This is a genomic window from Psychromonas sp. 14N.309.X.WAT.B.A12, assembly GCF_030397575.1.
In the GTDB taxonomy this organism is placed as follows: domain Bacteria; phylum Pseudomonadota; class Gammaproteobacteria; order Enterobacterales; family Psychromonadaceae; genus Psychromonas.
Map to the genome: position 1 here is coordinate 211,498 of NZ_JAPNXS010000004.1, position 15,683 is coordinate 227,180.

Here is a 15,683-nt window from a genome sequence, read left to right on the forward strand (position 1 = left end):
TTTTATGAATAGGTTAAAAAACTAAATTTATTTAAATCACTGAAATGTCATATTGGTTTTGTTAACATAGTCACGGTTTTAAAGATACACAAACAGAGTGAATACTCTAAATGAGGAAAAATGAGTTTAAATAAGGATAAGTACAGTATTGATAATACTGACTACACAGTAGGTCAAGATAACGTACAAAAGTGGGGTTTTGATGTTCATAACCCTGTATTTGGGTTTAGTGCAGGTTTTATCGCACTATTTTTAGTGACGATTATGTTTGTTGACCCAGAGTTATCTAAAGCAACATTAGATGGGTTAAAATGGGAAATAATTGGTTCATTTGATGGACTATTTATGTGGTCTGCCAATATATTTGTCATATTCTGTCTTGCATTAATTGTATCACCTTTTGGTAAAATTCGTCTTGGTGGTGCAGAAGCAAAAAGTGATTATTCAACACTATCATGGTTATCTATGCTATTTGCTGCCGGTATGGGGATAGGTTTAATGTTTTGGGGGGTTGCAGAGCCAGTTGCTTATTTCACTGGTTGGTATGAAACGCCGTTGAATGTTGAACCTAATACACCGGAGGCTGCTAAACTGGCACTAGGTGCAACTATGTTCCACTGGGGTCTTCACCCTTGGGCAATTTATGGTGTTGTTGCATTGTCATTAGCTTTTTTTGCTTACAATAAAGGCTTACCGCTTTCAATGCGTTCTATTTTTTATCCAATCTTAGGCGATCGTACTTGGGGTTTACCCGGCCACATTGTTGATATTTTTGCGGTCATCGCGACATTATTTGGTTTAGCAACATCTTTAGGGCTAGGTGCACAACAAGCAGCAAGTGGTTTTCATCACGTTTTTGGTATTGATGATGGATTAACTACACAAGTCTCAATCATTGTTGGTGTAACTATTTTAGCCATCATATCAGTTGTACGTGGCATTGACGGTGGTGTTAAATTAATTAGTAACATCAATATGCTACTGGCAATTGTGTTAGTGGTGTTTGTTGCATTAGTCACTCTAGCGGTTTCTATGGGAACTATCCCAACAACGGTCATGGGTTACATTGAAAATATTATTCCTTTAAGTAACCCACATGGTCGTGAAGATGAAGCTTGGATGCATGGTTGGACAGTGTTTTACTGGGCTTGGTGGATTTCATGGTCACCATTCGTAGGTATGTTTATTGCGCGTGTTTCACGTGGTCGTACAGTACGTCAGTTTTTGACTGCAGTATTAATTATCCCAACATTAGTGACTATTCTTTGGATGTCTGTATTTGGTGGTGTTGCAATTGATCAAATTATGAATAATGTTGGTGAGTTAGGTACAAACGGGCTAACCGATGTATCACTTGCGATGTTTCAAATGTTTGACCAATTACCATTGGGTAATATTTTATCTTTAATTGCTGTTGTATTAGTCTTGGTATTTTTCATTACCTCTTCTGATTCAGGGTCATTGGTTATCGATAGTATTACTGCTGGTGGTAAAGTTGATGCCCCTGTTCCACAACGCATTTTTTGGGCTTCAGTAGAAGGGGCGATTGCTATTGCATTATTGTGGGTTGGAGGAACATCATCAATTCAAGCGTTACAAGCGGGAGCGATCTCAACGGCATTACCGTTCACAATTATTCTATTAATCATGTGTGTAAGCTTGATTATGGGAATGAGAACAGAGCCTAAATTAACAAAATAGAGAAACGTTAAGCTACATTAAAGTGACTTAAAAACCGATTAATCTGTGATTAATCGGTTTTTTTATATTTAGTGGATATCAAAACAAGCAAGTACAACTATCGTTCTAACACTATAACCATAAGTCTTTGATTGGTGTTTCTGGACTGTAATGATAACGCACTTGAGCTTGTAGTAATTCTGCAGTAGCGATGGCATCAGTTAAGGCATCATGAGGTTGATAACTGGGTAGATTATAACGTAAACGGCTGTTCCCTAAACGAATCGATCCCGGTTTTTTACGTTTTAACCAGTTTAAAAATCCCTCACATTGTTTGCTTTGTATAGTAGCTTCAATTTGCATGGTATCTATGACTGGAAAAATGACACCTTCATCGATGAGCGCTCTTAAGTTTAAGTCTAAGAAAGCTCTTTCAATGTTGCGGTAATGGACCACGACCACTTTACCAGCTATTTGTTCTAAAAAGGGCCCTAAAACTCGTAGTAAATCTGGTGCACCTTTTAAATCTGAGTGAGTGATTCCATGAATAATAATTGATTCTTCCTCTAACTTATCTTGCGGAGTGATATACCATTTTTTGGCTTTACGGCATAAAACTCGATTTAAATTGAAGGGCACTAAACCAATGCTAATAATACTGTTTTGTTTGGGGTCTAAACCTGTAGTTTCAAAATCTAACGCAACAAACTCTATCTCTTTCAGTGGGGTGTCATCGTTGTAAGTGCCGGCCTGATAGAATTCAGCTAATCGTTTATCTTTACAATGTCGCCCCTGCAATTGTAAATAAGCATTCCAATTTAAAATCTCTTTATTAATAAAGTTATGCATATAAAACCCTAAAAAGTATTAGCCGTATAACGGTATTTTAAAAAGTTTTGTGCGTTACTTAATACTAGAAAGGCATCTTTTAAATAACGTCTTTCAAGGTCAGACATATTCTCTGGCTCAATATTATTATCTGGTTCAATATCTGATTCGACATCAAGCGCCTGATGACGTAAGCGGACAATTGATATCAATTCCATTGCATGATGTAAATCAGCCCCTTTAGATTTTGGTAAAATTCCTGCTTCAATAATATCATCTAAGCGTTGAAATGAGTTTTGAGATTGTGAACCAATGGCTAATGCATGAACACGTATCAAATCTGCTAATGGTGCAGTACCACGGCGTTTAAGATTAATAGAGTTATTATGACGTCCATCGTTTTCCATAACAAAATCTTTGAAGAAACCCAAAGGTGGTTTACGGTTCAATGCGTTACGCGCTAAACAAGCTAAGAAGCGTTTATTGTTTTTAGTGCGGCTAAGAATAAAGCGGTTCAGTTGTTCAGCCCATTTTGTACGGCCATACACTCCATTTAAATCAAAGAAAATATTACAGTTTAATAACGCTTTCGGATTAGGATCGTCAATCCATTCACCAAAGCAGGCTTCCCACTGCATTTGTGTCTTACGGTACTCTGGATTAGTGGCCATAATATCGCCAGTACAATAAGTGTAACCACAAGCATCCAATCCATCACACACAAAATGCGCTAGTTTTTCAAAGTATTCACCATGTATTTCTGGATCATAGTTATTATCCAGTATTAAACCGTTGTCTTGATCTGTTACCAAGAGTTGCTCATCACGTGCCATTGAACCAAGAGCTAAAAAGCAATATGGTATAGGTGGTGGGCCAAATTTTTCTTCAGCAAGTTCAAGTAAACGTTGTTTAAAGCTCCGTCCAATTTCAGACATCGCTCTTCCCACCATGTGCGAGTTAGCATCTTCATTAACCATACGGATAAAACAATCTTTCAATTGGTTAGATAATTGCGCTAAATCTTCGGTGCTTTGTTGCTGGAAAATACTGCTTACAAATAATAAACTGTTTTGCGATTCATACCTTACGATATCAGATACTTCGATTAAACCAATCGGGCGATCTTTCTTTAAAATGGGTAAGTGATGGACATTATTACGTAGCATTAACAACATAGCTTCGGAAATATAAGCATTGTGATCCAGTGAGATAAGATCCGTAGACATAACACTTGAAACAGGGTTATCTACCGTTAAACCTGAGGCAATCACTTTGGCACAAAGATCGTGCTCTGTAATTAATCCCACAAAGTGTTTTTCTTGCTCATTGTTAAGGTCGTTAATTAAGGCTGCAGATTGACCTTCTTCTGCCATAATTTGAGCAACACGTTGAATAGTTGTATCACTAGCAAGGATCAATGGTTCACGAGTTAACAGTGTGGTTACTTTAGAAGTGGTTAAATCAGATCCTTGATTTTTACTGGTTACTGCTTGTTTTAAGCGTGCGCTATCTTCCGATTCTACATAATCGGCAAAGTATTCAAAACGTTCACATAAATCATAAAAAATATGACCTGGAATACAATAGAGCAAGGTGTCTTTAGTTGCTTTTGCTGGAAAGCGAACTTTATTATTAGTTAGTAACCCCATTTGACCAAACAAACCGCCTTGGTCTAATCGGTTATAAAGGTTGCCGTTACGTCGATAAAGCTCAACAACACCACTGCGTAGCATATATAATTCATTGATTTCATCTTTGAACTCAACAATATTAGTATTCGCACGTTGATAAGATATTTCTATGCTTTTAACAACCTCTATCAGGGCATCTTCAGGAAGCTCATCAAAAGGGGGATATTGGCTGATAAAGTCTTGAATTTCTAATAACTCAACTTCCATGGTGTTCTCGATAATGTTGGGGATAGATTAATGCCGATATTACACAAGTTTATTTGAGTATGTTAGTGGTGAATAAAGAAAATAATAGGATCAATGATCGCTATAAATAAGTAAAAATATTGAATTACATTAGTTTGTCTTCATTTACAAATGTTCAACGAAGAAAGCAGTGTTGAGAAGACTATATTTATGATAAATATAGATATTTTAAGTAAGAAAATGTATACATCCAGTCTGACTTTATTTAGCTTTTCGTGTATTCGACTGTTTTGTTATAGGCTAGCTGTTTGCCTTATTAGTTTGCGCTAATGATTTATTAAAGGATTAATTATAATGGGTATGTCAACGAGACTCGATCTCTTTTTAGATGTTGTACAGCATGGATCGTTTGCTAAAGCTGCAGGGGTAAGAAACATTGATCGTTCTGCGTTATCGAAGCAGATAAAAATATTAGAAGATGATTTAGGTGTGCGATTACTGAATCGTTCAACACGCGCTTTATCTTTAACTGATGCCGGCAAAGAGATTTTAAAACAAGCCGAATCAGTGCGTGAGTTATTAGCTAATACACAACGTTTAGCGGAATCTTATCATTCAACACCCAAAGGATTATTAAGAGTTACTAGTCCCTCTCTGTTTGGGAAAATGTATATTCAAGATGCAGTTACCCAGTTTATGGCGGAGTATCCAGAGACACATATAAAACTTGTTTTAGAAGATAGACGCGCAGATATTATTGGTGAGCGTTTCGATATTGCATTTCGTATAGGGCCTCCACGAGATTCTAGCCTTATTGCACGTAAACTGGCGAATAATAATACCGCTATTTTAGCCTCACAACATTTTATCGACACTTATGGAGAGCCTACCACACCTGAAGAGTTAGTTAAGTTACCGGCTATTATCTATTCTAATGGTGAAATTACAGCCAATAAATTAATTATTTCAGATAAACCGAATAGTGAACAGATGGAGACACATGTTTTATCTGGGAGACTTGAGGTGAATGAACTGAGTGTATTGATGGATGCAGTGGAAGCAGGACTAGGCTTTTCACAACGTAGCCTATTTGCATTAGACAAAAATATTAAAGAAAAAGGCTTAGTGCCACTTTTAACTAATTATAAGTTACCTGAAACAAATTGGGGATTATATGCAGTATATCCACACCGAAATCAAACGCCATTAGTAAAGTTATTTATCGATACAGTGCAAAAGATGATAGGAACACCACCTATTTGGGAGTCGTACATAGATGACTATAAAGAGATGTATAAATAGTAGAAAGCAAAATGCCAGCATAAAAGCTGGCATTGATTCAATTAAGTTTAGCAATCAGATTAATGATTTTCAGACTTAATTGTAGAGAAGTGGTAGTCAACATCAACTACAGCACGGTAAACAATTTCACCACGTTGTTGAGCAAATTCTTGAACTGATACTTTAGAGTTATCAATTTCAATGTTGTTTGCCGGTGATTGAGTGATGATCAATAATTTTTGACGTAATTGAGCATCAGATAAATTTTCTAGGTTATCGACATAAGCAAAACCTGCTTCGTATGCTTGTGCTTTATCAGCAAATGCATCTGTGTTGAAGTTTTTCTCTGAGTGTACAACTTGTGTGCTTGCTAGTGCGCCAGTGCTGATTAATAAAGCGGCTGCTAATGTAGTTAATTTTTTCATTTTTTATACCTTAATTCTGTTCGTTTCTGTACCGTGTGTGGCGATTAAAAGGCTCCGTTACGCGGAGCTACTTCATATAATTAGTTGTCGTTTTTAAGTGTAGTAAAGTGGTAATCTACATCTACAACTGCACGGTAAGCTACTTCGCCACGAGCTTGAGAGAATTCTTCAACAAATACTTTAGAGTTGTCGATTTCAATGTTTGTCGCTGGAGTTTGAGAGATAACTAATAATTTTTGACGTAATTGAGCGTCAGATAAATCTTTTAAGTTATCTAGGTAATCAAAACCTGCTTCATAAGCTTGTTCTTTATTATCGAAAGAATCAGTGTTAAAATTCTTGTCAGAGTGAACAACTTGTGTACTTGCAAATACGCTTGTGCTGATAAGTAAAGTTGCTGCTAAAGTAGTTAATTTTTTCATGTTTGTTGCCTCTATAAAATTTCAGAAAGTTTGTTTATTACTTCTATTTATAGAGTGAGTAGCATATCCCTATAGGCTTTCCTCTCACTCGATGGAAAACATTATGAGCTTATTTTTTGTGATCGTCATCACATTATATTTCCATTCATTGTGGCATTTTTTGCACCAATCATTTTATTCTTATGCTGTCCGAGCAAATTACTAAATAATAAAAATCATATTAAAATTTATAGGGCCACTTTAAGTAATTGATTTTATTTGTTTAATTTTCCCATAGAGATATGTTGATTTTTCGTTATTATTTTCGTCCTTAAACAGACGTTGCTAATATGATTGTAAAATTACTATTTAGGGTATTTCTTATGCTTTTTTTGAATAATGCCAAATATATTAATGAAGAGAGCTAAATTTAAGTAGGTACAGGCTTAGTTTGAGGCTTAAGTAGACATTTGTTCTGCTGGGTAATAAGTGGTTAAATGATTTCAGTTATAGTTTCAATAAATCACCTCGTACCGCGTAACACTGATGTCATTGTATAATCTAAAAAATATTATAATTTTAAACATAATTCCCCTTTCATTAACCAGAATTGACGCTATATAGCTAGAGCTTGATAGTCACAAAATTTATATCTGCAAGCGCTACTTAAAATAAAGGCACGTTAAAACATCAGCCTACCACTGCCTGTATGGCGTTTTACATGATGCCCTGGTAGTCGGCTTAAACAGTAAGCATTTTTAACTTCACCTTTTAAAACTGATTCCATTGCGTAAATGGGCTACCTTCACCTGGTCCCTTTGTACTTTCTTGTGAAAGAAAGTTATATAACGTTCTGTATGAAACCGTTGTAATGCTTATATTGTTGCTAAACATGAATCAATAGACGTTTGGTTTCTGGGTTTGATAGGAAGTCGTTGCTTGAAAATAAATGCCACGGTCATCATAAATAGAGCGATTGCCTGTATCGTGCTATATACAAATGTCATGGTATAAAAAGCCTATTTTATCTGTCATAGAAAACCTTATTTAGTCTAACCTTAAAATATAAAGACATCTAAGCTTAATCGCTTAGATGTCTGTGCACTTCTATTTAAGGGGGGATGATGCGATTATTCGCTAATTTCTTTGGTCATTTTACTTAACTATTTTTATAGACTTTTAAGCAAGAATAAGAAAAAACACAACAGATATTGCCGCTGTGATTAACGTATAAGGTAATTGCGTTAAAGCATGATTCATTGGGCTAATGCCGCATGCTTTAGCAGATAACACCGTTGAATCACCGTAGAAACAAGCATGTGAACCAAAGGCCGATGCGGATATTAATGCACCTACGACTATGGGTAAATCTGCACCTAAGTTCATTGCTAGTGGTATAACAATCGGCATCCCCACAACAAATATGCCCCAGAATGATGCTGTTGCAAAAGCCAATGCTGCCATGGTGATAAATACAAGGGCAGGTAAGTAAGCCACTGTCATGAATTGAGATACGGATTCAATCACATAGGATGTTGTTCCTAATGAATCATTTACCTGTGCTAACATAAAACCACAAAATAAGGTGCCTAATGGTGCAATCATATCGATAAAGCCACTTAAAATAGCATCGAACATTTTTCCGATAGGCATAATATTTTGTACTGCATATAAACCTACAGTTAAAAAAATGGCAGCCATTGCACCGGCCATAACGTCGATATCAAATAACCAAGTAAAGAATATAAGCGCACCGATTGGGATAAAGAAGTTAAGCATATTACTGTTTTTCACTGCTGGTTTTATTTCTTGCTCTGCTGCTGCATCTTCTTCACACAATACCGCTCCAGTAGTCATTGCACGTTCTTCAGCGGCTTTCATTTTACCGAATAAAGGAATGTTACGGTTAATAACTAAAGCAACAACAATAAGACAAACCCAAGCATAAATCATATAAGGAATAGCGCTAATAAATAGATCCATGCCTCCACCTTCTCCTACAGCGCCAGTTTCCTCAAGCAAGCCAGAGAAAAATACAGCCCAAGTTGAGAAAGGTAAAATGATGCACACTGGTGCAGCTGTCGAGTCAACAATATAAGAGAGGAATTCACGAGATACTTTAACTTTATCGGTTGCTTTACGCATTGATGAACCAATGGTTAGGGCATTTAAATAATCATCAATAAAAATCACCAACCCCAATGCCATAGTAGAGAATAATGTGCCTTTGCGACTAGTCACTTTATTGGATAACCAGTTACCAAAGCTGTCTGCACCACCAGCACAACTTATTAAAGCAATCATACTGCCCATCAATCCACAGGCAATAAATATCCACGCAACAACATCATTTTGAAATACGGTTAAAAATATATCACCTAATGATGGAATAAATTCAGCCGGTGATTTAGTCATTAATAAGCCTACTATAACCCCAATAAATAGAGACTCAACCGTACGTTTAGTGTAGATAGCTGTAGTAACGACAACCAATACGGGTAATAAACTCCAAGCACCATATTCAGATTTTTCTGCGCCTATTACGTGGTAGCAAGCTAAGGCAATGGTGGCGACTATAAATGCGATAATGGTTACTTTAATATTGATATGATTTTTTTGTATACGGCCTAATTCGGGACCCATCTTTGGTCTTGTCATGATTAACTTCCTTTGTATTCTCTTTCAGAACCATGATGCATCAGCAATGATAATGGTTCATGGTATTATTTTTAAAACATTAAATTGCAATGTTTGGCAATCTAATGTTTTTTAATTAAAGGGGGGTTATTTTTCGGTATTAATTACTTTAGGTTGTTGCTGGGTGATACAGTGGATATTGCCCCCACCAAGCAGTATTTCTCGAGCGGGAATACCAATGACTTCTCTATCTGGAAATTGTTCCGCTAAAATCGCTGCTGCTGTTTCGTCTTTTTTAGGATCTAATTTTGGAAAGACAATATGTTTGTTAGCAATATAAAAATTCGCATAAGAGCCTGCTAAACGCTGACCTTCTTCGCGTGGTTGACTATCTTCATTATCATCAATACCGGTGGCTTCTTCTTTACTGATAAAGAGTGGGCCAGGGTGGGGTAATTTGACCACTTTTAATTGTCTGCCTTGCGCATCAATGCTGTTGGTTAAAATATGATAAGCATCTTTAGATATTGCGTGTTGAGGGTCATTTGGATCATCACAGTAATGAAGAGCTACAACACCTGGTTTAATGAAGCAACATAGGTTGTCGATATGTCCATCCGTTTCATCTTCTATGGTGCCTTGGTCTAACCAAATAATACGTTCTACATTTAAATAGGCTTTTAATAATTGTTCAATCTGCTCTTTACTTAGATTTGGATTACGGTTTGGGTTAAGTAGGCACTCTTTTGTTGTAATTAATGTTCCTTGGCCATCAACATGAATTGAGCCACCTTCTAAAACGAGTGGGGCATCAAAACGCGTTGCATCGGTAATTTCACATACTTTTTGTGCTACGCGACTATCTTTAGACCAATCAGGATAAAGTCCACCTTGTTCACCACCCCATGCATTAAAGTCCCAATCGACAGCGGCAAGATCGCCGTTGTCGTTGACTAAAAAACTTGGGCCAATATCACGCATCCAAGCATCATTGCTACTCATTTCCACTACTTTAATATGGTCAGGTAATAGGTTACGGGCATTATCATATTGCTGATCACTCACTGCCACCGTCACTTCTTCACTTTTAGCGATTGCACAGGCAACTTCCACAAAAGATTTTTGGGCAGGTACGGCGTTTAAACGCCATACATCATTACGTTCAGGCCACAGCATCCAACAGCCATCGTGAGGTTCAAACTCACCGGGCATTCGAAAACCTGCTTCTACCAAACTATTGTTATTTGTCATGGCCACCACCTATATGAATTTGTCTATTTTTAAGTCTTCAATAGTCGATTCGATTGCAGAACGAAGAATAGACACAACCTCATCTACTGTATCGCGTGTCCAAATAAGTGGAGGTGAAAGTACATTTAAGTGTGCTATTGGTCTAACGATTAATCCTAAATTTTGGCAATGTTGGGCAATACGCTTTCCAACATTGGCTTCATAAGGAATAAGTTCTTTTGTCTCTTTATTAGCAACACTCTCAATGCACATCATAAAATGACTACCACGTACATCACCTACAATTGATAACTCTTTTAATGTTTTAAGTTGTTGCTCTAAATAAGGGCCTACTGCTAATACGTTTTCACATATTTTTTCACGTTCCATTATTTCGATATTTTTTAATGCTACAGCACAGGCAACAGGGTGACCAGAGTATGTAAATCCAGTACTAAAAACCGCACCTTTGGCTTGTGGTTTTTTGATTACATCGTAAATTTCATCACTTAATAATGTTGCACCTAATGGGATATAACCTGAAGTTATTCCTTTTGCACAAATGATGATGTCAGGTTGAATACCAAATACTGACTCACTAGCAAAGAAGTGTCCTAAACGTCCAAATGCGGTCACTACTTCATCTGAAATAAATAGGATGTCATTGGCTTTACATAAATCAAAAATTCTTTTGTGGTAACCTTCAGGTGCGACTAAAACACCGCCTGCTCCCATAATTGGCTCTGCTATAAAGGCGGCAACTTGATCTGCGCCTCCCATTTCAGAAAGGTTGGTTTCAAAGTCTTTGACTAGATAGTCACAGTATTCTGCTTCATTCATTCCTTCAGGCATGCGGTAACAATTGGCTTCACTAATATGCGTCACTAAGTCGTTGACTACATCAAATCCTTCATTATTACCGACAGTCCCAGTAAGAGTTGATGCCATGTAAGTGGTGCCATGATAACCACTGTGGCGAGACATAATTTTCTTTTTACTTGGCTTACCAATCTGGTTGAAGTAATAATGGACAATGCGTATTGCCTGATCATTCGCGACTGAACCACCACAGCTGTAAAATACATGATTTAAATTAGATGGTGCTAGGGAAGCAAGTTTGGTTGAAAGTTGAATTGCAGGGATGTTAGATAAGTTATTAAAAGGTGAGTAATAAGCCATTTTAGTTGCTTGTTCAGCCATTACTTGACCCAACTCAGCTCGTCCATGTCCTATATTGACACACCATAATCCTGCAATACCATCTAAATACTTATTGTCATTGATATCATAGATATACGCACCTTCACTGTGAGCGATGATATCGCAGCCAGATTGATGAAAGTCTGAGAAATCAGTAAATGGATGTACGAAGTGGTCTTTATCTTGTTGCCATAGTGCTTTAACATCATATTGCATATTTATAACCCATTGTTTATTATGAAGTAAGTATCATTGAAGATATATCATGCTTTTTAAATTACTATCAGTGCTAAGATGTTTGATATACCGCTAGGGGGGTAAATAGTTAATTTATTCATCTTTTATTACACTAAAGGACAGTTATGGATTGGAATAAATCAATAGCAAATATGATCAATCATATGTCGCTACAGAGTTGGCCTGGTGTCATGATTGAAAGTCTACAAGACTTAGCGCATTTCGATACTTGGTTAGTTGCTACCTATAAACAACAATTCAAACCGATCGTTGTTCACACTTCGTATCAGATTGAATCGCAGAAGAAAATTCATCGCTTTCTTAATAAAGCCTATTTATTAGATCCGCTTTTTAACGCTATAGAAAATGGGTTGAACGACGGTTTATACCGTTTGCGAGATCTCGCCCCAGATCAATTTAATAATACAGAGCAATATAAAAGTTGTTACAGCGATTTTGATTTAAGTGATGAGATAATTTTTGTCACCCGTTTTGATAATGGTGTGGTGTTTACTATCTCTTTAGGTAGAACATCAAAATTAGGTGGAATTAGTCGTGTTGAGCTTAATCGATTAAAGAGTGTCCAGCCTATTTTACAAGCAATGAGTAAACAATTTTGGAATACACAATTTTCCCAGTATGTGCATGATGAGCAATCACGTTACTCCTTAGAATATGCAATTAATACTTTTGATAGTAACGTATTGACGCCTCGTGAAAAACAAATAACTGGTTTGATATTGCAAGGACATTCATCTAAATCAATTTCTGAGTCGTTGAATATCAGTGTGGGAACAATCAAGGTGCACCGTAAAAGCATTTATATGAAACTGGATATCTGTAGAGAGTCAGAATTATTCTCACAATTTATTAATCATTTACGCACCCTCTCATAAATATACCCCTCTCTAAGCAACCATTCTAGATAACTTATACCTGTAGGGGTATAGGTTTGCTATCGCATGCTCCTTATTATCAAGGCAAACAGATATAAGGAGGTGTAATGAACAACCCAAGAATTAATCAAAGTAGACTCTGGGATAGCCTGATGGAAATGGCTAAAATTGGTGCCACAGAAAAAGGAGGCTGTTGTCGTCTTGCTCTGACTGATATTGATAAGCAGGGACGTGATCTATTTATTGACTGGTGTATTAAAGCTGGTTGTTCAATTCATATTGATAAAATGGGTAATATATTTGCTCGCCGTGAAGGCAGTGAACAAAGAGTTGCAGCTATTGGCACAGGAAGTCATTTAGATACACAACCTACTGGTGGTAAGTTCGATGGTATTTATGGTTGTCTTGCAGGTCTAGAGGTGATTCGTAGTTTAAATGACCAAAACATCACAACCAGTCGTCCCATTGAAGTGTCTGTTTGGACTAATGAAGAGGGCTCGCGTTTTGCTCCTGCTATGGTTTCTTCTGGAGTATACAGTGGAAAATTTGATTTAGAATACGCACATCAACAAATAGATAGTGACGGTATCAGCATTGCAGAAGCTTTGCGTGCAATAGGGTACATGGGAGATGATGAAGTCGGGCAACGTGACCTGCATAAGTTCTTCGAGTTACATATCGAGCAGGGCCCAGTACTAGAGCAAGAAAATAAACAAGTTGGGATCGTTACGGGTGTGTTAGGCATGCGCTGGTATGACGTTACCCTAACGGGTACCTCTGCACATGCCGGCCCAACACCAATGAGTTACCGTAAAGACGCTCTTTATGCTGCAACACAAGTGTTTAACGAACTTTATCAAATCGCTGAAAGAGGTGAAGGTGAAGGTGCGCGTTGTACAGTGGGTGAGTTAGCTATAATCAAAGGTTCACGCAATGTTATTCCCGGAGATGTAACCTTTACACTAGATTTACGTCATGCTGAGTTAGCGGGTTTATCTGACTTAGAAGTACAAGCGAAACAAGTTATTAAAAACGTGGCAGAAAGCACTGGTGTAGAAATTAAGCTTGATAATATTTGGGATAGTCCTCCTGTTGCCTTTAATGATGATTGTATTGCCGCTGTTAGTCATGCCGTAGAAAACTCTGGATTAACTTACCAACGCTTAGTCAGTGGTGCTGGACATGACGCTGTTAATATCGCCAGTGTAGTGCCAACCTCTATGATCTTTATCCCCTCTATTGGCGGTATTAGTCACAATGAATCAGAATATTCTAGCCCAGATCAAGTGGGAGATGGCTGTCAGATTCTGTTTGATGTGATACTTAATGAAGCGAATAAATAAAGGCGCTAAATAAACTAATAAACAAGAGAAAATTTAATAACCAATCACCTCTTGTCTATTAACTACTTTATAACTAGCTACTATTTACCAACATAAACTTCATATGTGTTGAGTTGGTACCTGAATAAATTAATCATTTAACATGGAGTATGGAATGAAAAGTTACTCACAATGGCAAGAGATGGCCAGCTCAATCAAATTTAACACGGATGCTTTTATCAATGGCACATTTGTTCCTGCGCAATCAGGGGAAACATTTTCATCAATTAACCCTGCTACAGGAAATGTACTTGCTGAGGTAGCAAGTTGTGATAGCGAAGATGCCAACATTGCTGTAGCAGCAGCGAAGCAGGTATTTGATTCTGGTACTTGGTCTAGAAAGCCTGCTTTAGAGCGCAAAAAAATATTATTAAAGTTTGCCGATTTAATCGAACAACATACCGATACCTTGTCATTAATTGATACCCTAGATATGGGGAAACCTATTTCAGATTGCGTTGGCTTTGATCTACCTAATACAGTAGAAACATTTCGTTGGACTGCCGAAGCAATTGATAAAGTTTATGGTGAAATTTCACCGACTAATACTAACAGTATGGCGTTAATGACCCATGAGCCGATTGGGGTAGTAGCGGCGATTGTTCCTTGGAACTATCCATTAATGATGGCTAGTTGGAAAATTGCTCCTGCATTGGCGGCAGGTAATAGTGTCATTTTGAAACCTTCTGAGAAATCGCCATTGAGTGCACTGTTTTTAGCAACGCTAGCAAAAGAAGCTGGTATTCCAGATGGTGTTTTTAATGTTTTACCTGGCTTTGGTCATACAGTCGGTAAGGCACTTGCCTTACATAATGAAGTTGATGTGATCACCTTCACTGGGTCTACCAAGGTAGCGGGTCAGTTAATGGGCTATGCTGGGCAATCAAACTTAAAACGGACTTGGCTTGAGGCTGGTGGTAAATCACCTTGTATTATTTTTGCCGATTGTGAAGATTTAGAAGCTGCTGCGTTTGCTGCTGCATTTGGTATCTTTTCAAATCAAGGCGAAGTGTGTATTGCTACTTCACGGCTATTAATAGAAGAGTCTATTAAAGATAAATTTATCAGCTTATTAGTAGAACAAGCGAACAAATTTATTCCTGGTGATCCCCTTAATCCAGAGACCAATATGGGCGCTATTGTTGACCAGCAGCACCTTGATAATATTCTTAGCTTTATTGAGTCTGGCGTTAGGGAAGGGGCTAATTTATTGTACGGAGGTAAACAAGCCACAGTGGATGGTCAAGGCTGTTTTGTACAACCAACTATTTTTACCGATACGCAACAAAACATGAACATTGTTGAAAATGAAATCTTTGGACCTGTTGTTGCTGTGAATACTTTTACAACATGGGAAGAAGCTGTTCGCTTAGCAAATGATAGTAAGTATGGCTTAGCAGCGGGGGTCTGGACTGATAACCTGAAAAAAGCACATAAAACAGCACGCGTATTGCAAGCGGGTATGGTATGGATAAATAATTGGGCTGGCAGTGATTCGACAACACCTTTTGGTGGTGTGAAACAGTCAGGCAATGCACGGGATAAATCTCTTCATTCTATTGATAAATATACTGAGATGAAAACCACTTGGATTGATTTAAGCTAATAG

The 15,683-nt window shown here is 37.4% G+C and carries 12 protein-coding genes; 5 read left to right on the top strand and 7 right to left on the bottom strand.

Annotated elements, in window-relative coordinates; translation table 11 throughout:
- The first annotated feature begins 120 nt into the window (after positions 1 to 120).
- Entirely contained in the window at positions 121 to 1,701 is a 1,581-nt protein-coding gene (locus OW492_RS07425; RefSeq protein WP_290039297.1) for a BCCT family transporter, read from the top strand.
- Between the two features lie 111 nt (positions 1,702 to 1,812).
- Here the strand turns inward: OW492_RS07425 and OW492_RS07430 are convergent, their stop codons facing one another.
- Both OW492_RS07430 and OW492_RS07435 read right to left on the bottom strand, forming a co-directional pair.
- The gene (locus OW492_RS07430) at positions 1,813 to 2,529 is read right to left on the bottom strand and encodes a 3'-5' exonuclease (protein WP_290039298.1); all 717 of its coding nucleotides are present in this window, start codon (positions 2,527 to 2,529) and stop codon (positions 1,813 to 1,815) included.
- Positions 2,530 to 2,537: 8 nt separating this feature from the next.
- Positions 2,538 to 4,406 (bottom strand): DUF294 nucleotidyltransferase-like domain-containing protein, encoded by a 1,869-nt coding sequence (locus tag OW492_RS07435; protein WP_290039299.1) that lies wholly within the window; start codon positions 4,404 to 4,406, stop codon positions 2,538 to 2,540.
- A gap of 333 nt (positions 4,407 to 4,739) precedes the next feature.
- On the opposite strand from OW492_RS07435, the gene OW492_RS07440 reads away from it, so the two are divergent.
- A complete protein-coding gene (locus OW492_RS07440; protein ID WP_290039300.1) occupies positions 4,740 to 5,687 on the top strand; it encodes a LysR family transcriptional regulator in 948 nt (315 codons plus the stop codon).
- A 59-nt stretch (positions 5,688 to 5,746) separates the two neighbouring features.
- Here the strand turns inward: OW492_RS07440 and OW492_RS07445 are convergent, their stop codons facing one another.
- From OW492_RS07445 to OW492_RS07465, 5 genes are all read right to left on the bottom strand, one after another.
- Positions 5,747 to 6,091 (bottom strand): DUF3316 domain-containing protein, encoded by a 345-nt coding sequence (locus OW492_RS07445; protein WP_290039301.1) that lies wholly within the window; start codon positions 6,089 to 6,091, stop codon positions 5,747 to 5,749.
- An 80-nt stretch (positions 6,092 to 6,171) separates the two neighbouring features.
- Positions 6,172 to 6,513, bottom strand: coding sequence for a DUF3316 domain-containing protein (locus OW492_RS07450; RefSeq protein WP_290039302.1), 342 nt, complete (start codon positions 6,511 to 6,513; stop codon positions 6,172 to 6,174).
- Positions 6,514 to 7,671: 1,158 nt separating this feature from the next.
- Entirely contained in the window at positions 7,672 to 9,150 is a 1,479-nt protein-coding gene (locus OW492_RS07455; protein WP_290039303.1) for a Na+/H+ antiporter NhaC family protein, read from the bottom strand.
- Between the two features lie 126 nt (positions 9,151 to 9,276).
- Positions 9,277 to 10,380, bottom strand: coding sequence for an agmatine deiminase (gene aguA, locus OW492_RS07460; protein WP_290039304.1), 1,104 nt, complete (start codon positions 10,378 to 10,380; stop codon positions 9,277 to 9,279).
- A gap of 9 nt (positions 10,381 to 10,389) precedes the next feature.
- Complete coding sequence (locus OW492_RS07465) at positions 10,390 to 11,775, bottom strand: aminotransferase (protein WP_290039305.1); 1,386 nt, start codon at positions 11,773 to 11,775, stop codon at positions 10,390 to 10,392.
- Between the two features lie 146 nt (positions 11,776 to 11,921).
- Here OW492_RS07465 and OW492_RS07470 point away from each other — a divergent pair, with 146 nt between their 5' ends.
- The 3 genes from OW492_RS07470 to OW492_RS07480 all read left to right on the top strand — a co-directional run bounded on the left by OW492_RS07470 (position 11,922) and on the right by OW492_RS07480 (position 15,680).
- The gene (locus OW492_RS07470; protein ID WP_290039306.1) at positions 11,922 to 12,692 is read left to right on the top strand and encodes a helix-turn-helix transcriptional regulator; all 771 of its coding nucleotides are present in this window, start codon (positions 11,922 to 11,924) and stop codon (positions 12,690 to 12,692) included.
- Between the two features lie 107 nt (positions 12,693 to 12,799).
- The gene (locus OW492_RS07475) at positions 12,800 to 14,035 is read left to right on the top strand and encodes a Zn-dependent hydrolase (protein ID WP_290039307.1); all 1,236 of its coding nucleotides are present in this window, start codon (positions 12,800 to 12,802) and stop codon (positions 14,033 to 14,035) included.
- A 154-nt stretch (positions 14,036 to 14,189) separates the two neighbouring features.
- Complete coding sequence (locus OW492_RS07480) at positions 14,190 to 15,680, top strand: aldehyde dehydrogenase (protein WP_290039308.1); 1,491 nt, start codon at positions 14,190 to 14,192, stop codon at positions 15,678 to 15,680.
- Positions 15,681 to 15,683 lie beyond the last annotated feature (3 nt).

Bases quoted from the DNA above. Each gene is read 5' to 3' on its own strand.
- OW492_RS07425 (WP_290039297.1), top strand. From the start codon at position 121: ATGAGTTTAAATAAGGATAAGTACAGTATTGATAATACTGACTACACA.
- OW492_RS07430 (WP_290039298.1), bottom strand. From the start codon at position 2,529: ATGCATAACTTTATTAATAAAGAGATTTTAAATTGGAATGCTTATTTA.
- OW492_RS07435 (WP_290039299.1), bottom strand. From the start codon at position 4,406: ATGGAAGTTGAGTTATTAGAAATTCAAGACTTTATCAGCCAATATCCC.
- OW492_RS07440 (WP_290039300.1), top strand. From the start codon at position 4,740: ATGGGTATGTCAACGAGACTCGATCTCTTTTTAGATGTTGTACAGCAT.
- OW492_RS07445 (WP_290039301.1), bottom strand. From the start codon at position 6,091: ATGAAAAAATTAACTACATTAGCAGCCGCTTTATTAATCAGCACTGGC.
- OW492_RS07450 (WP_290039302.1), bottom strand. From the start codon at position 6,513: ATGAAAAAATTAACTACTTTAGCAGCAACTTTACTTATCAGCACAAGC.
- OW492_RS07455 (WP_290039303.1), bottom strand. From the start codon at position 9,150: ATGACAAGACCAAAGATGGGTCCCGAATTAGGCCGTATACAAAAAAAT.
- aguA (WP_290039304.1), bottom strand. From the start codon at position 10,380: ATGACAAATAACAATAGTTTGGTAGAAGCAGGTTTTCGAATGCCCGGT.
- OW492_RS07465 (WP_290039305.1), bottom strand. From the start codon at position 11,775: ATGCAATATGATGTTAAAGCACTATGGCAACAAGATAAAGACCACTTC.
- OW492_RS07470 (WP_290039306.1), top strand. From the start codon at position 11,922: ATGGATTGGAATAAATCAATAGCAAATATGATCAATCATATGTCGCTA.
- OW492_RS07475 (WP_290039307.1), top strand. From the start codon at position 12,800: ATGAACAACCCAAGAATTAATCAAAGTAGACTCTGGGATAGCCTGATG.
- OW492_RS07480 (WP_290039308.1), top strand. From the start codon at position 14,190: ATGAAAAGTTACTCACAATGGCAAGAGATGGCCAGCTCAATCAAATTT.